Source organism: Pectinatus cerevisiiphilus (assembly GCF_004341685.1).
GTDB classification, from domain to species: Bacteria; Bacillota; Negativicutes; order Selenomonadales; family Selenomonadaceae; genus Pectinatus; species Pectinatus cerevisiiphilus.
In genome coordinates, this window is record NZ_SMAA01000009.1 from 83445 (window position 1) to 106340 (window position 22896).

The 22896-nt window shown below is 38.6% G+C and carries 26 protein-coding genes and 1 tRNA gene; 10 read left to right on the plus strand and 17 right to left on the minus strand.

Translation table 11 applies throughout. The annotated features are described in order from the left end of the window. Nucleotides 1–8: 8 nt before the first annotated feature. From EDC37_RS07425 to arsA, 5 genes are all read left to right on the plus strand, one after another. Nucleotides 9–683, plus strand: coding sequence for a cation diffusion facilitator family transporter (locus EDC37_RS07425; protein WP_132549746.1), 675 nt, complete (start codon nt 9–11; stop codon nt 681–683). A gap of 44 nt (nt 684–727) precedes the next feature. Beyond that, nucleotides 728–967 (plus strand): hypothetical protein, encoded by a 240-nt coding sequence (locus EDC37_RS07430; protein WP_132549749.1) that lies wholly within the window; start codon nt 728–730, stop codon nt 965–967. Between the two features lie 264 nt (nt 968–1231). Continuing rightward, entirely contained in the window at nt 1232–1582 is a 351-nt protein-coding gene (locus tag EDC37_RS07435) for an ArsR/SmtB family transcription factor (RefSeq protein WP_132549752.1), read from the plus strand. A gap of 16 nt (nt 1583–1598) precedes the next feature. Continuing rightward, nucleotides 1599–1964 carry an arsenite efflux transporter metallochaperone ArsD gene (gene arsD / locus EDC37_RS07440; protein WP_132549755.1) on the plus strand — a complete coding sequence of 122 codons (366 nt, stop codon included), beginning with the start codon at nt 1599–1601 and terminating at the stop codon, nt 1962–1964. Then, nucleotides 1927–3717: an arsenical pump-driving ATPase gene (gene arsA / locus EDC37_RS07445; protein ID WP_462139423.1), complete on the plus strand. Its 1791-nt coding sequence runs from the start codon at nt 1927–1929 to the stop codon at nt 3715–3717. Before arsD ends, arsA begins: the two co-directional genes overlap by 38 nt. 421 nt (nt 3718–4138) lie before the next feature. Here arsA and EDC37_RS07450 read toward each other — a convergent pair. From EDC37_RS07450 to obgE, 17 genes are all read right to left on the minus strand, one after another. After that, nucleotides 4139–4215, minus strand: a tRNA-Arg gene (locus tag EDC37_RS07450). Between the two features lie 143 nt (nt 4216–4358). Continuing rightward, nucleotides 4359–4907 (minus strand): bifunctional pyr operon transcriptional regulator/uracil phosphoribosyltransferase PyrR, encoded by a 549-nt coding sequence (gene pyrR, locus EDC37_RS07455; RefSeq protein ID WP_132549758.1) that lies wholly within the window; start codon nt 4905–4907, stop codon nt 4359–4361. Beyond that, nucleotides 4900–5835: an RluA family pseudouridine synthase gene (locus EDC37_RS07460; RefSeq protein WP_132549761.1), complete on the minus strand. Its 936-nt coding sequence runs from the start codon at nt 5833–5835 to the stop codon at nt 4900–4902. Before EDC37_RS07460 ends, pyrR begins: the two co-directional genes overlap by 8 nt. Then, a complete protein-coding gene (gene lspA / locus EDC37_RS07465; protein ID WP_132549764.1) occupies nt 5835–6272 on the minus strand; it encodes a signal peptidase II in 438 nt (145 codons plus the stop codon). Before lspA ends, EDC37_RS07460 begins: the two co-directional genes overlap by 1 nt. A gap of 19 nt (nt 6273–6291) precedes the next feature. Further along, nucleotides 6292–7077, minus strand: a complete 786-nt coding sequence (locus EDC37_RS07470; protein WP_132549767.1) for a YlmH family RNA-binding protein — start codon at nt 7075–7077, stop codon at nt 6292–6294. A gap of 1 nt (nt 7078) precedes the next feature. Beyond that, nucleotides 7079–7879 carry a pyrroline-5-carboxylate reductase gene (gene proC / locus EDC37_RS07475; RefSeq protein WP_132549770.1) on the minus strand — a complete coding sequence of 267 codons (801 nt, stop codon included), beginning with the start codon at nt 7877–7879 and terminating at the stop codon, nt 7079–7081. A gap of 34 nt (nt 7880–7913) precedes the next feature. Beyond that, on the minus strand, nt 7914–8396 hold the full coding sequence (locus EDC37_RS07480) for a cell division protein SepF (protein WP_132549773.1): 483 nt from the start codon (nt 8394–8396) through the stop codon (nt 7914–7916). Nucleotides 8397–8408: 12 nt separating this feature from the next. Then, on the minus strand, nt 8409–9098 hold the full coding sequence (locus EDC37_RS07485) for a YggS family pyridoxal phosphate-dependent enzyme (protein ID WP_132549776.1): 690 nt from the start codon (nt 9096–9098) through the stop codon (nt 8409–8411). A gap of 211 nt (nt 9099–9309) precedes the next feature. Further along, nucleotides 9310–10128: a peptidoglycan editing factor PgeF gene (gene pgeF / locus EDC37_RS07490; protein WP_132549779.1), complete on the minus strand. Its 819-nt coding sequence runs from the start codon at nt 10126–10128 to the stop codon at nt 9310–9312. Between the two features lie 13 nt (nt 10129–10141). Then, on the minus strand, nt 10142–11863 hold the full coding sequence (locus tag EDC37_RS07495; RefSeq protein ID WP_132549782.1) for a TIGR03960 family B12-binding radical SAM protein: 1722 nt from the start codon (nt 11861–11863) through the stop codon (nt 10142–10144). A 138-nt stretch (nt 11864–12001) separates the two neighbouring features. Then, nucleotides 12002–12469, minus strand: coding sequence for a transcriptional regulator NrdR (gene nrdR, locus EDC37_RS07500; RefSeq protein ID WP_132549784.1), 468 nt, complete (start codon nt 12467–12469; stop codon nt 12002–12004). Between the two features lie 13 nt (nt 12470–12482). Then, nucleotides 12483–13301, minus strand: coding sequence for a helix-turn-helix domain-containing protein (locus EDC37_RS07505; RefSeq protein WP_132549787.1), 819 nt, complete (start codon nt 13299–13301; stop codon nt 12483–12485). A 257-nt stretch (nt 13302–13558) separates the two neighbouring features. Next, nucleotides 13559–14164, minus strand: a complete 606-nt coding sequence (gene nadD, locus EDC37_RS07510; protein WP_132549790.1) for a nicotinate-nucleotide adenylyltransferase — start codon at nt 14162–14164, stop codon at nt 13559–13561. 157 nt (nt 14165–14321) lie between these two features. Continuing rightward, entirely contained in the window at nt 14322–15575 is a 1254-nt protein-coding gene (locus tag EDC37_RS07515; protein WP_132549793.1) for a glutamate-5-semialdehyde dehydrogenase, read from the minus strand. Between the two features lie 50 nt (nt 15576–15625). Continuing rightward, nucleotides 15626–16753: a glutamate 5-kinase gene (gene proB, locus EDC37_RS07520; RefSeq protein WP_132549796.1), complete on the minus strand. Its 1128-nt coding sequence runs from the start codon at nt 16751–16753 to the stop codon at nt 15626–15628. 20 nt (nt 16754–16773) lie between these two features. Then, nucleotides 16774–17079, minus strand: a complete 306-nt coding sequence (locus tag EDC37_RS07525; protein ID WP_132549799.1) for a YhbY family RNA-binding protein — start codon at nt 17077–17079, stop codon at nt 16774–16776. A gap of 18 nt (nt 17080–17097) precedes the next feature. Continuing rightward, a complete protein-coding gene (gene obgE, locus EDC37_RS07530) occupies nt 17098–18378 on the minus strand; it encodes a GTPase ObgE (protein ID WP_132549802.1) in 1281 nt (426 codons plus the stop codon). A 264-nt stretch (nt 18379–18642) separates the two neighbouring features. Between obgE and EDC37_RS07535 the strand changes: the two genes are divergently transcribed. The 5 genes from EDC37_RS07535 to EDC37_RS07555 all read left to right on the plus strand — a co-directional run bounded on the left by EDC37_RS07535 (nt 18643) and on the right by EDC37_RS07555 (nt 22829). Then, on the plus strand, nt 18643–19380 hold the full coding sequence (locus EDC37_RS07535; protein ID WP_231040138.1) for a WecB/TagA/CpsF family glycosyltransferase: 738 nt from the start codon (nt 18643–18645) through the stop codon (nt 19378–19380). A gap of 102 nt (nt 19381–19482) precedes the next feature. Continuing rightward, on the plus strand, nt 19483–20112 hold the full coding sequence (locus tag EDC37_RS07540) for a phosphatidylserine decarboxylase family protein (protein ID WP_132549805.1): 630 nt from the start codon (nt 19483–19485) through the stop codon (nt 20110–20112). A 71-nt stretch (nt 20113–20183) separates the two neighbouring features. Beyond that, nucleotides 20184–20876 (plus strand): CDP-alcohol phosphatidyltransferase family protein, encoded by a 693-nt coding sequence (locus EDC37_RS07545; protein WP_414153143.1) that lies wholly within the window; start codon nt 20184–20186, stop codon nt 20874–20876. 70 nt (nt 20877–20946) lie between these two features. Next, on the plus strand, nt 20947–22179 hold the full coding sequence (locus tag EDC37_RS07550) for a glycosyltransferase family 2 protein (RefSeq protein WP_132549811.1): 1233 nt from the start codon (nt 20947–20949) through the stop codon (nt 22177–22179). Between the two features lie 221 nt (nt 22180–22400). Then, entirely contained in the window at nt 22401–22829 is a 429-nt protein-coding gene (locus EDC37_RS07555) for a sugar-binding domain-containing protein (protein ID WP_132549814.1), read from the plus strand. Nucleotides 22830–22896: the final 67 nt, after the last annotated feature.

Here is a 22896-nt window from a genome sequence, read left to right on the forward strand (position 1 = left end):
GGTGAAAAATGATTCAAAAAAAGTTCCCCCAAAATACACATATTAGTGAGCGCCAAAGAATTGGCCAACTGGCAGGTATTATCGGCATAGCAGTTAATGCCTGCCTATTCTTCTTAAAATTAACACTAGGATTATTAAGCAATAGTGTTTCTGTCATTGCTGACGGTTTTAATAACCTTGGGGACTGTATCTCTTCTCTTGTGACAACAGTTGGTTTTTATTTAAGCGGAAAAGATGCAGATACCAAACACCCATACGGATATGGGCGAATGGAATACATTAGTGGTTTTATCGTTGCCTTGCTAATAATTATAACAGCATTATCAGTAGGAAAATTTTCTATTATGCGTATGCTATCCCCAGAACCCTCTATGCTAACAACCAAACTTCTATTTGCCCAGATATTTGCAATAATAGTAAAATTAATCTTTGCCTTTTATATTCATGTTATAAACAGCAAATTTGATTCAGCCGTTTTAAATGCTACATTAAAAGACAGTTTAGCTGATGCTGGTGTAACTACTGCTGCTTTACTGTCATTGCTCACTTCACAATTTACATCATTGCCCGTTGATGGTATCGCAGGATTTATAATTGCCATTATGATTTTAGGAGCTGGCATAACTTCCTTCAAAGAACATCTGGATTTGTTACTCGGCAACTCTGTCAACAAAAAACGATAGAAGAAATTTCAACTGTTATAAAAAAATACTATGTTTTAGGTGACATGAAAGCTTTATATATATATGATTTTGGTCCAGAAAAACAAGTTGCCTTCTTAAAGATTGTTCCCAAGGTAAGTCCACATTTCAAAGAAACACAAAATGCTATTCAAAATTTTACTTCTCAATTAAAAAATGACTATAATATTGATGCTACAGTCTATTGGGATACCACTCATGTTGAAAACCACAGTACTAAGAAAAAACAATCTTTTACTTATATCAACTACAGCCAAAATAATTGATATAAAAATACGCTATTAAATAAACAAGGAAAATACATTCCGCCACATTCTTTTTTATCTTCTCATAAATAATCCGATGATAAGTGTATCTTTATCATTGGATTATTTTGCGTGTATAAGATCTATACACGCAGACTATTTTTATCTCTATCAGTAAATTTTTATAAAAATTTATTTGTTTAGGTTGCAATTATAGATTAATAGTAATATTATAATTGTATAAGCGATTATTCGAGTACGCAATTATATATAAGGAGGACATATGTGAAAAAGCTAGTAGACGTTTTAAAAGCACTATCCGATGAAACGCGATTAAGAATATTGAATCTACTATATGAGCGAGAACTATGCGTTTGTGACATTATGGAAACTTTACAGATTACCCAGGCAAAAGCATCCCGGCATTTGATTTATATGAAAAATGCCGGACTAGTAAAAGACAGAAAGCAGGCACAGTGGGCATATTATGCTTTAGAAAAAGATGAACGCTTAAAATTCATTAACAGCTTAGTTTTTGACAATTTGCGATGCATAAATCTGTACAAAGAAGATCTAGCAAACTTAAATAAATGGCTAGCACAAAAAAATGGTTATTGCGACAAAAAAGAAAAATGAAAAGGAGCTAATTTAGATGAAAAAGGTTGAAATTTTTGATCCGGCAATGTGTTGTACTACAGGTGTATGTGGTCCATCAATCGATCCTGAGCTTTTACGAATGGCAACGGTAATTAATTCTTTAAAAGAAAAAGGTATCCTTATCGAACGGCATAATCTGGCTAATGAACCACAGTGTTTTGTTGATAATAAGCTAATCAATAAGATACTGCAAGAAAAGGGAGCTGAAGTTTTGCCTGTAACGCTTGTTGATGGCAACGTTATTAAAACAAAGAGTTATCCAAGCAATAGTGAACTAGCCGAATGGCTTGGTGTAAATATTGAAATAAAGCAGATGAAAAAGGATGATGGCTGCTGTTGTAACACTAAAGGGAAGTGCTAATATGGCGGATATCCTGCAAGAAACATTTGCTCCAAGCAAGATAAACCTTACAAAATACTTATTTTTTACTGGCAAGGGTGGTGTTGGTAAAACTTCTACAGCTTGTGCCGTAGCTGTCAATTTAGCAGACCATGGTAAAAAAGTTCTTTTGGTCAGTACTGATCCTGCCTCTAATTTACAGGACGTTTTCCATACCACGCTCAGCGGTAAGGGTGTTGTGATTGACGGTGTTCCCAATCTTACCGTTGCCAACCTTAATCCAGAAGAAGCAGCAAGAGAATACAGAGAGGCCGTTATTGCTCCCTATCGTACAAAACTGCCTGAAAATGTTCTTACGAACATGGAAGAACAGCTTTCTGGTTCTTGTACCACTGAGATAGCCGCGTTTGACCAATTCGCTCATTTTATTACTGACCGTGTTACCAAAGAATACTATGATCATATCATTTTTGATACAGCGCCAACTGGACATACACTGCGTATGTTGCAACTTCCTTCAGCTTGGAGTAATTTTATCAATAAAAGTACACATGGCGCCTCTTGTCTAGGACAGCTTGCAGGACTTAAAGAGAAAAAAACTATGTATCAAATTGCTGTCAATAATTTATCAAACCCTATGAAAACAACGCTTCTTTTGATTGCAAGACCAGAAACAACACCTTTATTGGAAGCAGAGCGCTCAAGTATCGAATTGCATGAATTAGGAATTGATAATCAGTTCTTGATTATTAATGGTGTCTTAATTGAAACTTCCGATGATATTTCACAAAAAATATCTGCTAAACAGCACATATCCATGGAAAATATGCCCCATACCCTGAAAAAACTCAAAACTTTTTTCTTACCACTCCGTTCTTACAACATTTTAGGGTTAGATAATATCCGGGCATTTTTTCAACATGATACATATAAAAAAACTGTCGCACCAATAAAATTGGAAGAACATTTATCAATTCATTTATTAGTCGAAGATTTATATAAAACAGGAAAAAAGGTAATTTTCACAATGGGCAAGGGCGGTGTTGGTAAAACTACCCTAGCAGCCGTAATTGCTTTAGCCCTTGCCAAGAAAGGAACAAAGGTACGTTTAACCTCAACGGATCCCGCCGATCACCTGCGCTACGTTATTCAGAAATCGGCAAATATAACATTTAGTCACATTGATGAGAAACAGGAATTGCTACATTACCAAACAGAAGTACTTGAAAAAGCACGTGAGACGATGAATGATGAAGACATTGCTTACATTGAAGAAGATTTAAAATCTCCTTGTACACAAGAAATTGCCATATTCAGAGCTTTTGCTGATATTGTCGATAAGGCAGAAAACGAAGTTGTCGTAATCGACACTGCTCCAACCGGCCATACACTTTTATTATTAGATTCAACCCAGAGTTATCATCGGGAAGTACAAAGGGCCAAAGGTGAAACACCGATTTCGGTGCAACGTCTTTTACCAAGACTGCGTGATAAACAACAAACAGAAGTCATTATTGTCACATTGCCAGAAGCAACACCTGTATTTGAAGCATCAAGGCTGCATGATGATCTGCTGCGGGCGGGAATGCATAATAAATGGTGGATTGCAAACCAGTGCCTTTCTATGACTAATACGAAAAATCCTATGTTAATGGCACGTGTCAAAGCTGAAAAGCAATGGCTGAAAGAAATAAATAAAATTAGTGATGGTAACTTTGTTACTATTCCTTGGTTGCAAGATACTTCTATCGCAAATATCTATAACTGCTTTTAAATAAAAAGATAAATTTGTTATTTTTCGGCTACCCTTGGAGACTCCCATGCCAAAGGCTTGATATAAAACAACCCAAGTTTTGATATATTTTATATAAAAGATTCGTTAAATCCTTTTAATTTAATAATCTATAGCCCAAGTTTTATTGAGCATAAAACATCTATCCTTCCTTTTTAGTGTAGAAATCTTAATTGTAACGGATTTTTTGTTTTATGCTCTTTTTTTGTAAAAAAATAATATCAGAGTAAGCTTGAATTTTTGCTTACCCCAACATTTAGTATAGAACCGATTTTTGCTTTGCATAACAAAAAAGCCAGCAGGAAAATTCCTACCGGCTTTTTAATTTCTATGTTTGCCTCCAATTTGCTCTCAGTGAGCATTTAACAATTGGGTGCAGAACTCTAAGAATATTAATTTCATATGGTGTGACTGGCAGGAGTCGAACCTGCGGCCTATTGCTTAGGAGGCAACCGCTCTATCCGTCTGAGCTACAGCCACGTTATAAAAGACCTATATATTATAGCAAATTATGAACATCATAGCAAGACTGTTTCCCAGTATGCCATTACCTTTCGCTGCACAGCACCATATTCCATCATGGTTACATATAGTGCAATGCTAGGCTTTATAGTCAATCCCTATTACACAGGTTCTTTGATAACTACCTGTTCTTTTTTATCAATAGCATTGAGCTGCACGTTAATAATTTCCCTCGCCGCTGTAGGTACATTCTTGCCAACGTAATCAGCACGTATAGGCAGTTCTCTATGCCCGCGGTCAATAAGCACCGCCAGTTGGATAACATGCGGCCTACCGAGGTCAGTGAGCGCATTGAGGGCTGCGCGAATAGTGCGTCCTGTATAAAGGACATCATCTACCAGCACAAGTGTTTTTCCTGTGATATCACAAGGAAATTTTGTTTCCCGTATCACCGGTTGATAAGCAAGTGTGGATAAATCATCACGGTATAACGTTATATCAAGCACGCCTACAGGAACAGAGACGTCTTCGATGTTCTTAATTTCAGCAGAGAGTCTTTCCGCGAGAGGAACTCCCCGTGTACGAATACCAATGAGAACAATATCCTGGACGCCTTTATTTTTTTCGATTATTTCATGGGCGATACGTGTCAAAGCACGATGAATTCCCTTTTCGTCCATGAGAACAGTTTTATCGATAAAATCAGCCATTATTTTCACTTCCCTTTTTATTTTTTAAAATATTGAGGATATTAAGCATATCATCAGGCAGTGGTGCCGTAAAGAGCATTTCCTGCCCTGTAGAAGGATGATAAAGCTTTAACGTATGGGAATGCAGAGCTTGCCCCGCAATTTTTTTATCCAATGGTTTATTGCATTTTGAATAACAGGGATCACCAAGCAACGGGTACCCTATATAAGCCATATGTACACGTATCTGATGTGTACGGCCTGTCAAAAGTCTGCATTTTATAAAGGTATATTGGCGGAACCGTTCAAGTACTTTAAAAAGTGTCGTAGCCGGTTTTCCTTTATCAAGTAATACTGCCATTTTTTTCCGGTCAACAGGATGGCGGCCTATATTACCACTTATACGTCCTGCATTTTCACTTATATTACCGTTGACAATAGCAAGATAACAGCGCTGTGCCTTTTTGCTACTTATTTGTTCGGCCAGTTTGATATGGGCTTCATCAGTTTTGGCAGCTACCATCACACCAGAGGTGTCTTTATCGAGCCTGTGCACTATACCGGGTCGGATAATGCCGTTTATGCCAGAAAGGTCTTTACAATGCGCCAGCAGGGCATTGACAAGGGTTCCTCTATAAACTCCGGGGGCGGGATGGACAATCATGCCCCGCTGTTTATTGATGACGATAATTTGTTCATCCTCATACAAAATGTCAAGCGGAATTGCTTCTGCTTTTATGTCAAGCGGTACGGGATCTGGAACAGTGACCGTAATACGGTCATTTATTTTCAAGCGGTAATTTGCCTTGACCTCTTTACCATTCACAAGGACATTGCCACCAGCAATAAGTTTTTGGACTGCGGAACGTGAGAAAGTAGTGTTTTGGGCTGTAACAAAAGAGTCTAAACGATCATTCTCCTGTTGCGCGATATACTCATATGAAGTCATTATTCAGGAAGTCCTCTTGTATAAATATAATAAATAATGATAATAACGCCGAAGACTATGGCCGTATCGGCTATGTTGAAAATTGGCCATATATGGAAATCACAATAATCAATGACGATGCCAAACCTTATCCGATCAATCAGATTGCCGGCAGCACCACCAAGCAATAAAGCTGTACCAAGACGTAACAGCAAAGCTTGTCTTCTAATCACAGGATAAAAATATATTCCACATACCAATACGAGAATTGTTGCTATTATGAAGAACAAACGCTGGTCTTCTAATATACCGAAAGCGGCACCCGCATTTTGGATATAGGTAATACTAAATATGTTAGGAATAACGGGAAAAGACATCCCCGGCAGCATTGTTGACCGAATATAATATTTGATTACCTGATCAACAATAATTACAGCTATAATACACGCGATGAACATAATATCGTATCTCCAAGTTTTATATATATCGTTTTAGCAGGATGCCAGTACGTCCTTTTTTTGTTTTTCCCCGTATCTGAAATACTTCAATCCTTCCTCGTCCACGCATAGAAATGACGTCGCCTTCCTTGACCGTTTGCGACGGGTTTTTGACAGGCTGCCAGTTGAGTTTAAGTTTATCTGCTTCAATATCTGTTGTCATTTTACTACGCGACGATCCATAGCCGGCCGCCGCGATAGAGTCAATACGCAACGAAGCAACAGTTGCCGATATTTCTTTACAGCGTTCTTCTCTTTCCGGTATAGTCGAAAAATCACTATGTGTGCAGGAAACCGAAGTAGAGCCTATAGTAGTTAAGTTAGTTACGAGAAATTCTGCTATTTTACTTAAACAGATTATTTTCGCGTGCCCAGTGCTTATAATTAAATCGCCTATATTGCGCCTATCTATACCCAACCCCATCAAAGCACCTAACACATCACGATGTAATAAATGACAAAATTTTTCATTCCATGCTGCATCAATTACTTCTAAGCCGAAATTCACCTTACCCATGAAATCATCATGGATAAATGCCGCACATTGCCGTTCGGCTCCATTGTAACCACCGTTGAATTCAACATTAATGCCATCATAGTTGGCAGCAATCGTTTCAGCTATTTCCTGTCCATAAGGATCTAAAAAATCGCTGGAACGAAATTTCCTTGTTTTATTAACAACTTCTATATTGTCAACTAAAAGAACAGCAATATCTTCTCCTTCCGTGCCTTTATAAAAACGGATTATTTTTTCACGTTCAGCCATATTATTTTTTCCCCATTGCCCTAGATTTTTCTACGGCTGCAGTCACAGCATCTATCATCGCCCCGCGGACACCACGTTGTTCCATGACATGGACACCTTCAATAGTAGTCCCGCCGGGAGAAGTTACTTGGTCACGTAATTGTGCAGGATGCATCCCCGTTTCAAGCACCATTTTTGCAGAACCTAAAACTGTCTGTGCGGCAAGCTGTATTGCAGCATTTCGTTTCAACCCTGCCTTTACACCAGCATCAGACATTGCATCAATCAGTACAAAAATGAAGGCAGGACCACTGCCCGAAAGACCAGAAACAGCATCCATAAGTTTTTCTTCGACAAATATAACCCGCCCTGCTGAAGAAAATATCTTTTCGGCAATACTGCCATGGACTTCTTCGGCCTTTTTGCCGAGAGCTATTGCCGACATACCGGCACCGACAGCCATAGGCGTATTAGGCATGACACGAATGACGGGATTAACAGGAAAAGCCTTTTCCAGTGCAGTAAGAAGCATACCGGCAATAATAGAGATAACTATGGCATCACTTTTTACAAGCCCCTTTATTTCATCAATGGCTTTAGCAGCTGACTGCGGCTTTATTGCCAAAATTACAACGTCGACACTTTTTATAAAAGATTGTGCACCTACTGATGCATTTACGTTGTACTTGTCATGTAGATAATTACAACGTTTTTCTTTATGGTCAGAAATGTATATATCTTGTGGTTTAATCCAAGGCTGTGAAGAAATACCGCAAACTATGGCTTCAGCCATGGCACCACCGCCGATAAATCCTATTTTCATCAATAATCACTCCCAAATATATTATTCAACCAGTTCATTCCCAAGGTAATTTATCTTCATGGGAAGGTGCCGTTTTTTGTGCTACTGTATCAGAAAAAGTTACATTTACATTACTCGGTGCACACAAGAAAATATGCTGTCCAATCTTTTTTATGTCGCCAGCAAGCGCATAAGTAGCACCACTTATAAAATCTATTATTCTTCTGGCTGTGTTGTCCTCAGTATTTTCAAAATTTAAAACTACCGGTTTACGGGTTTTTATATAGTCTGAAATCTGCTGTGCATCATCAAAGGAAGTCGGTTCAATGATGATAACCTTCATTTGCTTAGATACGCCGCTTCCGGAAGAGTTGGCAGCTGCTGATTGAAAATCGACCACATTATCCTGCGCTGACATACTCGCATAAATATCAGTCTCATCGAGTTCGTGGTCCATCTGCCGCTTGGCATCCGCATTATTTTTATCATTATCATCAGCCAGTCCCATTTTACTGCCAAGCTTATCAAAAAAAGTCATAATCGCTCCTCCTTAATATTGGCGCGGTCCAAATATGGCAGTACCAACACGTACAATATTGGCGCCTTCTTCAACAGCGATCTTATAATCATGTGTCATTCCCATAGAAAGATATTTTACATCAGCAGTTTGATATGCCGTCTTCTGAATCTTTCTAAATAATTTATACATTGATTTAAACATAGGACGGACTTCTTCAAGATTTTCGAGGTTAGGAGCAATAAACATGAGCCCACATAATTTCAGATTGGGAAGACCGTCTATATCCGACAACAATGCTGGCAGATCTTCTATATATACACCATACTTACTTTGTTCTTTAACCAAATTTACTTGTACAAGAATATTTTGCAATTTATTTATTTTGATAGCTTCTTTATTTATTGTTTCTGCGAGTTTTATACTATCTACAGATTCAATCAAATCAAATATCTTTACAGCTTGTTTTACTTTGTTGGTCTGCAAATGACCGATGAGATGCCATTCCACGGTATTACCGATTTGTGGGTATTTTTCTAGTGCTTCCTGAACACGATTTTCACCTATGAAGGCAGCTCCGGCAGCAATTGCTTCGCGCATTTCTTCAACGGTATGGTTTTTAGTAACAGCAACAAGCTTTACCTTTTCAATCATATCTTGCTGCCGTTTCTTGCTGGATTCATCAATACATTTTTCTACTGCTAATAAATTTTCCTTGATCATTATTATATCTCCTCTAAAGATATATATTTGTCCATAATCGTCCAGTAAAGGTATTTATATAATATACCATATGAAAAAGGTTTTTTTATTTATCTTTACTGATGATCGGCGCACATATTATATAACATGCTAACTAAAATAAATTCCGCTTAAAAGCAAGAATTTCCTGCAACGATTAAAATTTTTATATATCAGGCGATAAAAGTCTTAATCATTTTAAATAGATAAGCGCCGCATGTCTACCTGTTTTCCCATTTTCTGCCCGATACGAATAAAATTTTTCGACGTTACAACTAGTGCAACAGTGTTCAGCTGCTATATTTTCCATCTTGACACCTTGCAACAGCAACAATTCTTTATTTGCTTCATAAAGTGAAAGATGATATTTATCTGCACGCCGTAATAATATCTGCGAAAGAACGGAAGATGGTACAGAAAGTGATGAAAAAAGACTAATAAATTTTTCGGCTACATTATCACCTATCTCATAACAGCATTGTCCGATACAGGGGCCAATGGCTGCAATACAGTCAGACGGTTCTGTACCGTAAGTGTCATGCATAACCTGTAATGTATTTGCCGCTATGTTGCCGACAGTACCGCGCCAGCCGGCATGGGCAAGACCGATGGCATTATGCTGGGGATCATAAATAAGCAAAGGCGCACAATCTGCAAAAAAAAGCATAAGAGGAATATTTTTTTCATTTGTAACCAGACCGTCGGTATCCTTTATAATATCATCAAGCGTAAAAGCACCGCTGCCCATATCTTTTTTAGTAACAACATGTATATTGGTGCCATGTACCTGTTCACAACAAACCACACGAGACAGGTCAGTCCCCATTTGTTTACTGAAACGCTTTCTGTTTTCGACAACAGCATCCGCGTTATCACCGACATGCAACCCCAGATTTAAGGAACTATAGCAACCATTGCTACTTCCACCACTTCGTTGTGATATGCCATGAACAACTCTGTCTTTAAATTTATTAAAAACGGACAAGGTATAAACTGCAGGTTCTAATTTCATTATAATTTTCCTTTCAACAAACACCACAGCGTTTACAGCCTTTAAAACACCTTACAGTGCGCTTTTGTTCTTTTGCCATTTCCAGTTCATGTACAAAATAACTGTTATTGACACCCATGTCGAGTGTATCCCATGGTAAAAGTTCAGCAATATCTCTTTGCCTGTACAGGTAAAATGAATCATCAAGATTATGTGCCTTCATCACTCGCCGAAAACTCTTACTACCACCTAATGTATGTGCTTCATAAAGTATCTGGGCAAGTTTTCTGTCACCACGCGCCAATATTCCCTGTAAGTATGATTCTTTTGGCGACTCAGTAAGGACTTCAACATATTTTATTTTTTTCAAAGATGTCCTTATATATTTTAATACTGAAGATATTCTTTTCATATCTGCCATAGGCATCCATTGGAATGGTGTAAATGGCTTGGGTACAAATGGATTTATACTTAATGTCAATTTACCATGGGCTTTGTTTTTATCCATATAGTTTCTCAAATCAATTGCCATTTTTATTATCGCATCTATATCTTCGTCATCTTCTTCAGGGAGCCCAACCATTATATAAAGCCGGAAATTATGTATCCCTGCTTTTATACCCATATCTATAGACTTATATAAGTGTTCATCCTCGATACCCTTATTTATAATATGGCGCAGCTTTATACTGCCTGCCTCTGGAGCAAGGGTAAGTGTTTTCTGCCCGCTTGCAGCCAAAGAATCGACAAGCAATTGCGTAACGGAGTCAGCGCGAAACGAAGCTACCGACATAGGATGTTTTTTTTCATTGATAAAGCGACATATTTCATCAATTTGTGGATGGTCAGATACTGCTGCGCCCATAAGGCCTATTTTTTTTTGCGCAGGAACATTTTCTATCATTGCTTTAATCGCCGCAACACTTCTATTGCGCGGCACGCGAAAACAATAACCGGCCATACAAAAACGACAATGCCGGCCACAACCACGCGCCGTTTCAATTAAATAAAAATTAAACTCTGTATGTTTGCTTTTAATCACTGTATGGCCTGGATAAGCATCTATATTTTTAACCCATTGACGCGCTACTTTATGTGGTACATTTTCAGCTGCTTCGATATGTAAAAGCTTTCCCGCAGTATCATATTGGTGCGTATAAAACGCGGGTACATAAACTCCCGGAACACTAGCAAGGCAAAAAAGCGCTTCCCGCCGGGAAAGTCCCTTTTTGCGTGCAGTAAGATAGACATCCAGAAAATTGTTTATTGTTTCTTCTCCTTCACCGATAATAAACGCATCAATGAAAAGATGAAGTGGTTCTGGGTTAAAAGTAGCACAAGGGCCGCCGGCAATCACCAATGGATCATTTTCCTCGCGATCTGCGGCTAGCAGCTTTACTTTACCAAGGGACAGCATCTCTAATATATTAAAATAATCCAGCTCAAACGATATTGCAAAACCGATAACGGCAAATTCATAAAGAGGGTTTTGCGATTCAAGACTCAAGAGCGGAGTATTGCTATGTTCATATTGTTTTTGCAAATATTTGTCAGGAAGGAAAAAGCGTTCGGCAGCACTATCCTCACGTGCATTTATTTGATGGTAGATTATATGCATCCCCAGATTGGACATGCCAACACTATATTGATTGGGATAACAGAGGGCAAAACGGGTGCGGATGCCTGCCGGATATAGACTATATCCTTCTTCATCGTCCAAAATTTCCCGTAAATAATTTTTAATTTTCCATGACAAAATTTCTACCTCCAAGAAATTAGCATTAATATTGTTTAAATTAAACGACCAGATAAAAAAAACTATTGTCAAAACTGCGTTAAAGGCAGCATAATATTTTATTATGGCAACCGAAAACAGCTTTGGCAACAGTTTTTTTTATTTTCTCTTTTTTTTTGTCGAACGTAATTCTGCAAGTTCCTGGGCAAAATTATCAATATCTGTAAACTTACGGTAAACAGAAGCAAAACGTATATAAGCAACCTCGTCAAAATGTTTGAGCCGTTCCATAATAAGCTCACCAATTTTTTTACTGGAAATTTCTGATACCATCATATTGTGTAAATCTTTTTCGATATTATCAGCAAAATGAATTATCTTTTCAGTAGGAATATCCCGTTTATAACAAGAGCGAATGATACCGTTTAAAAGCTTGTTCCGATCAAAAACGGCACGGCGCCCATCATTTTTTATGACTATAAGGGGTATATTCTCTACTGTCTCATAAGTCGTAAAGCGTTTGCCACAGGCGGAGCATTCTCTGCGGCGTCTTGTTGAATTTCCGTCATCAGCAGACCGCGAATCAATGACGCGGCTGTCAACTGTGCCGCAAAATGGACATTTCATTTAAGCACCTGCTTTATTTTTTTACATCTTCTACTTTATCTTTGGTAAATTTTTTCGTAACAACTGCCCCATTAGTACCTAAACTACCTAAATCTTTACCATTTAAAACAACTTTAGCAGCACCGGCATTACCAAGAACCAGCTGTACTTCCTGCTGTCCATCCCATTTAAAATTAGCACCCTTATCAACAGTCTGTTCAAGTGCAGTCTTTCCATCAACTTTAACTTCTACCCAGCACTTGTCATTGAATGTAGCTTCAACATGGACTCCGTCTGGTACAGGTTGTGGTGCAGCGGCTGGTGTTGCTTGTTGTTCAGTCGGTGCAGGTGCCTGCGTCTGGGAGACATTTTTAGCTGGCGCTGCTGGTGATGTAACGAGGGGAACGATAAAGTAGGCTATACAGCCTATAACGATCACGGCGATTATTACAGCAAATACAATATTCACCAAATTTCTTTTTCCCCGATTATCTTCTACACGCTGATGGAAACTATTATCTTCTTTTTTATTTCGTTCAGAAGGAAGGTCAGTTGCTAAATCAGATGCAGTATTCTCAGAGGTTGGTTGCTGCTTTTCAGAAGAAGTTTCGGTCGTGGGATTAGCAATCCCTTTTTCTTCATAATATTTGTTTAAGATATCCTTATAATCAAGGCCTAAAAATTTTGCATATGTTTTAATAAAGCCTTTTAGATATACTTCACCGTGGATTACGTCGTAATCGCCCTTTTCTATCGCCTCCAAGTACAAAGTACGTATATTTGTTTCGCTCTCAACATCCTTTAAAGTAATCTGCTTTTTTTCCCTTTCCTGTCGGAAAATATCGCCGATCATAGCATCTTCTCCCTTCGTCAAAGTACTTTGCTTTACATTATAGCGTATATAAGATTTTTTGACAAATGTATAGTAGGATGCAGCTTAATAAATACGTTATTGCTTTAAGTGACGCGGCATTTTCTCAAAAATTATTTTATGCGGGACTTAACAAACCGTAACTCGTCATCGTATAAAAAACAATATATTTAACCTTGTCGACTGCCAAGCTGTCAGATGACCAAAACGTATTCCACCACACATTTTAAAAACATTTTTTAAGTAAGGTACAGATGTTCCTTGCGTATATATTGCTCAACAGCTTCTGGCAATATGTATTTTATAGAATAACCCTTTTTTAGGCGGTTTCTTATATCTGTCGAGGATATTTCAAGCTCAGGCGTAGCTAAACGGTGTATGCGTTTTTCACCCAATGTGCCAAAGTGTTTTTTTATCGCATCAACATCAGGAATACAGCCCTGACGTGTTGCGGCAATAAACTGGCAGATATTTAAAAGTTCTTCTATCCTATCCCATGTAGGCAATTCCTGGACTGCATCGGCTCCTGTTATGAAATAAAATTCAGTGTCGTTTTCATAAGCCTTGATAAGTTCATATACTGTATCGATCGTATATGATGGGCCTTTGCGGCGCATTTCGATATCGGATACTTTAAAATAGGGATTAGAGCATGTTGCCAGCAATGTCATATTAAAGCGATGTATGGCCGGGGTAATAGTCAGCCCTGCTTTATGTGGTGGATTTGCCGCCGGTATAAAAATGACTTGTTCCATTTTATATTCATCGCGTACAGCTTCGGCCGTCATTAGATGACCGTAATGGATCGGATCAAACGTTCCGCCCATTATGCCAATCTTTTTCATTAAAATTCTCCCAATAAATATTTTACTAAAAAATACATAAGCAGCATGACTATTATCATGATAACTAATGCCCGCGAATAATCCCAAAAATCATGGCTGCCTTTTTCGGTATTCAAATATTGTCTTAATGTTCTTAAATATCCTGTAAACCGGCACATCAGCGTACTTGTCCGTTCCCATTAATCAAGTATTTCATAGTCGTTAACGCATTTAAACCCATTGGCCCTCTGGCATGCAGTTTCTGTGTACTAATACCTATTTCCGCACCAAACCCAAATTCAAAACCATCTGTAAAGCGTGTAGAAGCATTGACGTATACAGCGGACGCATCTATCTTCTGCTGAAAAAGCTGCGCACTGGTATATTCATTGGTTATAATTACTTCTGAATGTTTAGTTCCATATGTGTTGATATGCTTAATAGCAGCATTTATATCATCAACGACCTTTATAGAAAGGATGAGATCATGGTATTCTGTAGACCAATCATCTTCAGTAGCTTCTGCCATATCAGGATAAATGGCTCGTGTGCGTTCACAGCCACGCAGCTCCACATTACATGCGGCAAGTTTAGCCACAATAAACGGAATAAAATCTTTAGCGATATCCTGATGGACTAAAAGTGTTTCTATTGTATTGCAGACAGCAGGCCTGGATGTTTTCGCGTTTACTATTATATCAGCGGCCATTTCTTTATCGGCGCTTTTATCAACAAACGCATGACAGATACCCGCACCAGTTTCTATAACAGGAACAGTGCTGTTTTCAACTACATATTTTATTAAACTACTGCCTCCGCGCGGAATAATAACATCAATATATTTACGCAGATGCAGTAATTCTGTTATAGCACCGCGGTCCGTCGATTCAATAAACTGGATTGCCCCTTCAGGCATCCCTGCACTACTGGCTGCTGTAGCTAAAATAGAACTGATGATTTTATTTGTGTTTATAGCTTCCGAACCACCCCGTAGAAGGACAGCATTTCCGGATTTTATGCATAACCCAGCAACATCAGCAGTAACATTGGGCCGTGCTTCATAAATTATGCCGATAACACCAAGTGGTACACGCACTGCCCTTATATCAAGCCCGTTTGGTCTCTTCATTTCCATGAGTCCACTGCCAATGGGATCAGGCAGGGCAGCTATCTGCCGAAGTCCATTCGTGATCTGATGAATGCGTTCTTCGTTAAGCATTAAACGGTCAAGCATGGCAGAACTGAGATTTTTATTGCGTCCATTAGCTAAATCAATTTTATTTTCCGACAAAATAAGTTTTTGCCTATGCTCCAAAGCATCTGCCATTTCCTGCAATGCCTTATTTTTTTCAAGAGTTGATAATCCAATCAGCTCATTTGCAGCAAGACGGGCCGCTTTTGCCTGATCGTTCAAAGATAGTGTTTTTTCCATAAAGGGCTTCCTCCTTAAAAACTATAGCAGCGCATTGGCCGACAGCGATATCAAACCATAAGTACCATGTTATCACGATGTATTACTTCATCATATACTTTACCAGCCAAAAGCGAAGCAAAATCCCTTGTATTATGTCCTATTATTTTTTTTAGGGATTCAGTATCATAATTTATAATGCCACGGGCTATTTCCTGGGAATCTGTAGATAAAACCCGAACAGTGCTTCCTGCAGGGAAATCACCTTCAAAAGTTGTTATGCCTGCGGCTAATATACTTGAACCGTGTTTTATAAGCGCATCTTCACACCCATGGTCAACAACTATACTGCCGGCTATTCTCTTGCCAAACGCAATCCAGCGCTTTCTTTGTTTCAAATGAGCTTCACGTGCAGGAAAAATCGTCCCTACACTTTTTCCTGCAAAAATATCTGGCAGTACATTTTCCCGGCTGCCATTGGCAATGACCATCGTGACACCAGAATTAACCGCAATTTTGGCAGCTTGAATTTTTGTAAACATGCCGCCGGTACCAAGAGTAGTACCGGCACTACCGGCAATATCTTCTATTTCCGGTGTTATTTCTGAAATTTTATCTATTAGCTGCGCATCCGGGACTTTTTGTGGATTTGCCGTATAAAGGCCATCTATATCAGTTAAAAGCACCAAAGCATCAGCATCAACTATGCTGGCAACAGTGGCTGACAAAGTGTCATTATCACCGATTTTCAGCTGATCGATAGCAACGACATCGTTTTCATTTATTATCGGAATAACATGCATTTGCAGCAAGGCCAAAAGAGCATTACGGGAATTTATGTACTGTGAATATCTGACTGAATTCTCTTTCGTTAAAAGCACCTGTGCTACAGTCTGCCCATATTCACCAAATAATTTCTCGTAAATATGCATCAATATACCTTGCCCTATAGCGGCCAAAGCCTGCTTATCCGGTATATTATCTGGCCTTTTTTTTATTTTCATACGGCTCAGGCCTGCCCCTACGGCGCCTGATGTTACAAGCAGAATATCCTTATCTTGATTGGCAAGATCGGCTATCTGCCTGACCAGACATTCGATGCGGTGTATATTTAAGCGTCCAGCAGTGTGGTTCAAAGTACTTGTGCCAACTTTAACAACAATCCGCTGCGCCTTTTTGATTTCATTTCTGTCTTTCATCAAAGCTACCTTCATATACCTTAATTAGGTAATTTTATCTTAGGCTTTTTAAAATTTCTACGAAATAAAAGTCCATTGCGCCCTATCAGTTGGACTAAATCACAGTCTGTTCTTTCTGCCAGAAGCGATATGGCACTTTCTGGTGTTTGCAGACAATTTTGTAAGACACGAACCTTGATGAGTTCCCTTTTCGTTATTACGTCATTAGCGCTTTTAACTAATTGTGGTGTAACTGCTTCTTTACCTATTTGGACAACGGGCTCGAGAGTTGTCCCCATAGAGCGTAAAAAGCGTTTTTGTTTACCTGTTAATGTATTGCGAATCAAATTGCATCCTCCAAATATTTATTCCCTAAATTCAAATTCCATTGCACCAATATGGACGGTGTCCCCTTCTTTAATACCTTTGGCCTTAAGCTTACCATCAATCTGCTTGAGACGCCAAATGTATTGAAAGCGGCGCAATGCTTCATCATTTGCAAAATTAGTCATAGCGACAAGCTTATCCAATGATTTCCCCGAAACGACAAAATCACCTGTCATATCACGAGATATTTTTATTTCATCCTCATTATCTTTTGCAGCATCATATACTTTAGTTTTTTCCTCAGCTTTAGGCTGTTCGGTATAATTGATCAGCATAGTATATACATGCTTTATCAAATCAGTGACGCCTGCTTTAGTGGCAGCTGATATTTTAAATAAAGGAATTCCTTCCTTTTTGGCAAGGGCTTCGAGCCTTGGCAAATTCTCCGCGGCTTCAGGCAGATCAATCTTGTTAGCGGCAATTACCTGCGGACTTTTTGTCAATTTATCGGCATACAAGGCTAATTCCTTATTAATCTTATAAAAATCGTCTACAGGATCTCTTCCCTCTATACCTGACGCATCAATAACATGGACCAAGATTTTAGTCCGTTCAATATGGCGCAAAAAATCATGGCCGAGACCGACGCCTTCAGCAGCTCCTTCGATAAGGCCTGGAATATCTGCCATCACAAAGCTTTGTTCTGGTCCCACACTGACCACTCCTAAAATAGGCGCCAGCGTTGTAAAATGATATTCAGCTATATCAGGACGCGCTGCTGATACGGCAGCTATAAGACTTGATTTGCCGACACTTGGATAACCGATGAGTCCCACATCTGCCAGTACTTTCAATTCTAAAACCAGTTTCTTACTTTCACCTGGTTCACCGAGTTCCGCAAAGGTAGGGGCGCGATTGGCACTGTTGGCAAAACGGGCATTACCTCGTCCACCCCGTCCGCCTCGGCAAATAACAGCAGTTTCGCCTTCTTCTGTCAGATCGGCCAGCACTTCATCAGTATCTTCATCCTTAATAATTGTACCAGCAGGAACCTTTATTAATAAATCAGCGGCATTTCTCCCAAACTGATTCTTAATATCACCATTGCCACCATTTTTCCCTACAAATTTTCTGTTATAACGGAAATCCAGCAGCGTATTTATATTGCCGTCAACAACAAATACTATATCAGCGCCTTTTCCACCGTCTCCGCCACTAGGTCCACCTTTAGGCACAAATTTTTCTCGCCGAAAAGCAGATTTGCCATTACCACCGTCACCGGCTTTAACGGTTACTTTCGTTCTATCTATAAACTTCATATAATTCTCCTGTCATAGTCATCATTAAATAAAAAAATTATTATATCTCTCAAACAATATCAGAAAATCTTGTATTTGTAAAGTTTCCCGCTATCTTCACTGCTCTTTCCAGAATGATTTTAAATAAATAGTTTTGCATAGGTTCAAGAATATGATAAAATGTCTTATTAGTTTATACATTGGTTTTTATCAGAAGGATGCAGTATAATAGCTACTTAAGATTACTTCAAAGTAGGAATTGATGCTAAAGAGGGGAATCAGCAATTGTTTACAACGGTTAATATATTAGGAACAAAAGTAACTTCAATAACTATGCAGCAGGCTGTGGAAACAGCGGTACAATTTATTGAAGCAAAACATAATTATATGATTGCGACCGCTAATGCTGAAATGATCATGCGGGCTACGAAAGATCAGGAATTAAAGGAAATATTAAATAAAGTCAATCTAGTAATTCCAGATGGTGCCGGAACAGTCTGGGCATCCAATTATTTGGGCGTCCATATGCCTGAAAGAGTCGCCGGTTTTGACCTAGTGCAAAACCTTTTGCAGCTAGCACCGAGCAAAGGTTGGCGCGTATTCTTTTTCGGTTCGGCACCAGGAGTAGCTGAAAAAGCAAAACTCAAAGCGCAACAAGACTATCCCGGTATTGAAATTGTTGGTGTGCGAAATGGTTTTTTTACGGCTGCTGATGATAAAGCCATCGTAGCAGAAATAAATGCTGCTAAACCCGATCTTTTACTTGTCGCACTTGGCGTACCAAAACAGGAAAAATGGTTATACAAGCATTTACCAGAACTTGATTGTGCACTGTCTATCGGTGTCGGTGGTACCCTTGATGTTATGGCAGGAGTAATGAAACGAGCTCCTTTATGGATGCAAAAGGCAAAACTTGAATGGTTATTTCGTGGAATGATGCAACCAAAAAGAGCGGGCAGGTTAATGGCTTTACCAAAATTTGTAAATGCTGTGCGGGTGTGGAAAAAAAAGGCGAATCAGTAGACAAAAAATTTTAATTATACTATAATTAGTATGTTATAAGCGCATGTCAAGTGCATATTTAATTTGATTATTCAGCTTTTAAAAATAGAAGAGGTAATAAAAATGAATATTGTTAAAGAAGGATACAAGTTCATTGGTTTTGCCACGGCTCTGACTGTTGGCGCAGGTGCTTTAATAAGTCCATATGCAGCTGTTGCACCAGGTGTCTTGGCAGGATTTTTTACGTTTTTCTTTAGAAACCCGAAGAGAAACATACCAGATGATAATTCCGTCATCGTTTCACCTGCTGATGGCAAAGTTATGAAGGTAGTGAAGGTCGACCATGATGATTTTGTCAAAGGACCAGGAACTAAAGTAACCATTTTTTTGTCTGTCTTTAACGTACATGTTAATCGTAGTCCGATGAAGGGCAAAATAAAATTACAACAGTATACCTGCGGTCGTTTTCATCCAGCTTATAAAAACAGCGTCGGTTTTGAAAACGAACGTCATATGATTGGTATAGATAATGGCAAAATGCGCGTCACAGTTACGCAGATAGCCGGAATTCTGGCCCGCCGCATCGTATCTTGGGTAACGCTTAATGATACGTTGACGAAGGGAGAGCTCTACGGCCTCATTAAATTTGGTTCATGTACTGAGGTCGTTATGCCTGACAACGTCAATGTCGTAGTAAAAAAAGGCGACAAAGTTGTAGGCGGAGAAACAATTATTGGGAGGATAAAAAAATAATGAGTAAAGCATGGATACCGAATCTTTGTACTTCGATGAATCTAGTATTCGGTATACTGGCCATATTTGTAATGCTTATGGGAGGCGTCAAATTCGGGCCTTTGATTGATGCACCTATCTGTATATTGTTAGCATTAATTGCAGATGGTTTGGATGGACGTTTAGCCCGCCGTTTTGGTACAGTCAACGAACGGGGCAAAGAAATGGATTCTCTTTGCGATGTCGTTTCTTTTGGCGTTGCACCTGGAATAATATCGGTATTGTTTACTTTATCGATTATTAGCATGGCTGCAATGAAAGCAGGAACACCTCCTGATAGACTGAAGTATTTTATGTATTTTAGCATCGTAGCAGGTGTTATTTATGCTGTTTGTGGAATGTGGCGTTTGGCTCGTTTCAATGTAAATGCCAGCATCGTACATGGTCATTTTATGGGACTGCCTATTCCTGCCGGTGGTTGTATGATAGCGACAGCTGCTATGCTTATAGCTAACCTGCCATTTATCCCACCAATAGCAATTGGTTACGCAATACCTATAATTGTTATTATTACAGGATTATTGATGATAAGCAGCATTCATTATCCCGATTTCAAGGGAACCGGTGAAAAAATAAATATAATCGCATTGATTATTTCCCTGCTATTTGCGTTGGCTATTATATTCCTCTGCCGCGCTGTATTCCCATTTGCGGTTTTGTTTGCTATTTTTTCTACCTACGCTGTTTTTGGTATATTAAATACTATTTGCAATAAAATCGCGTAATGCACTTTATAGTTTGTTTGTGGAGGTGCAGTATGCCTAAAGATATACAGCCAAAGGGGAACTAATGCTAATGACATACGCTCTTGATTATATTATGCTGCCGATTCAAGGGTTAATATTTTTATTTACTGTATATTACTTTTGTATTGGTATCTGTGGCTTATGGAGACGTAAGGAGAAAAAAATCCTTACGCCTCAAAAATCATTTGCGGTAATTGTTGCCGCGCATAATGAAAAAGCTGTTATCAGCCAATTGATAGATAATCTGAGGCAGCTTGATTATCCTAAAGATTTGTATGATATTTTTGTTATAGCTGATAATTGCAGCGACAATACGGCACAGATTGCAAAAGATCATGGTGCTATCGTACATGAACGAACCGATAAAGAAAAACGCGGCAAAGGCTTTGCTATGGAATGGATGTTTGCCAGGCTTTTCAAAATGCAGCGCCAATATGATGCCGTAGCAATTTTTGATGCGGATAATCTTGTAGACAAACGATTCTTATTGGAAATGAATAATCGCCTGTGCAAGGGAGACAAACTTGTACAGGGTTACTTAGATGCTAAAAACCCTTATGATACATGGGTGTCTGGTACATTTGCCATCGCTTTCTGGGTAATTGACCATATATGGCATTTGGCTAAGACGAATATAGGATTATCTTCTGTTCTCGGTGGCACGGGTATGTGTATCACCACAGGCGTATTGCATAAATACGGCTGGGGTGCTACCTGCCTGACTGAGGACATGGAATTCACAATGAAAGCGCTCACTGAAGGAATAAAAACTACATGGGCGCATGATGCTATAGTCTATGATGAAAAACCGCTTACTTTTATGCAATCCTGGCGGCAGCGGAAACGCTGGGCACAGGGACAGTTTGACGTAGCCCATCGCTTTATACCCAAAATGATCAAGGCGGGTATTAAAAGACATGATATCCGTATACTAGATGGTTGTATGCACTTGATACAACCGCATATTTTAATGATGTCGACCTTTTTCGTCATTATGAGTTATATCCAGATGGGTTTAGGCGTAACTATTTTTACCAATATATATCAGTTTTTGCCATCATCCTTGCTTACCGTTATCACATTAGGACAATATATATTACCAGTCATTATTCTACTTAAAATACACGTCAAATTAAAAGCATGGTTTTATCTCATCTTGTACCCAGTTTTCATCTACAGCTGGATTCCTATAGTTTTCTTAGGTTTTATACATCGCAATGACCATGAATGGAGTCATACACAGCATACACGTGCCGTTTCGTATGATGATATTGCTCATTAACATGGCATAAAACTGAGCAGAATGTAATGTAAAATTTAAAAACTGTTTTGTATGATGTATTTATGTACAGCAAAACGCAAGAGTTTTTAAGTATCAGTTAAGAGATTTATTCGTAAATAATAAAAAAGCTATTGCAAGTAGTTCGTTCTGCTGTGCAATAGCTTTTTGTTATTATATATTTTGTATTAATAATGAATGTACAAATATTTTAAGGATGTAATATGAAAGATAATAAAGAACGTCTTAGCATAAATATTGCTAAGCTATATTATGAATCAGACTATAGTCAACAAAAAATTGCAGAAAAACTTAATATATCTAGACCCACTGTTTCGCGATTACTACAATATGCAAAAGATCAAAAATTCGTACAAATAAATATCATCGATCCCATAAAAGATAATAGTAATTTGGAACAACTATTGATTGAGAAATATGGATTAGAAGATGTAAAAATTGCATATACACCATTAGATACACGAGAAGAAATAAAAAAAAGTATCAGCGCAAAGGCAGCCGAATATCTCTACTCAATAACCAAAGATGGAGATATTATAGGTGTTAGCTGGGGATTGACCATTTATAATTTAGCCCTTAATTTAAAACCAAAAATGTTAAAAGGCGCTCAATGTCAAGGTAGTTGTCAGTAATTCTTCAAATTTTATATGTGCATCTACTGACTATGCTCCAGATTCGACTGTATGTTCGAAGTGGGCA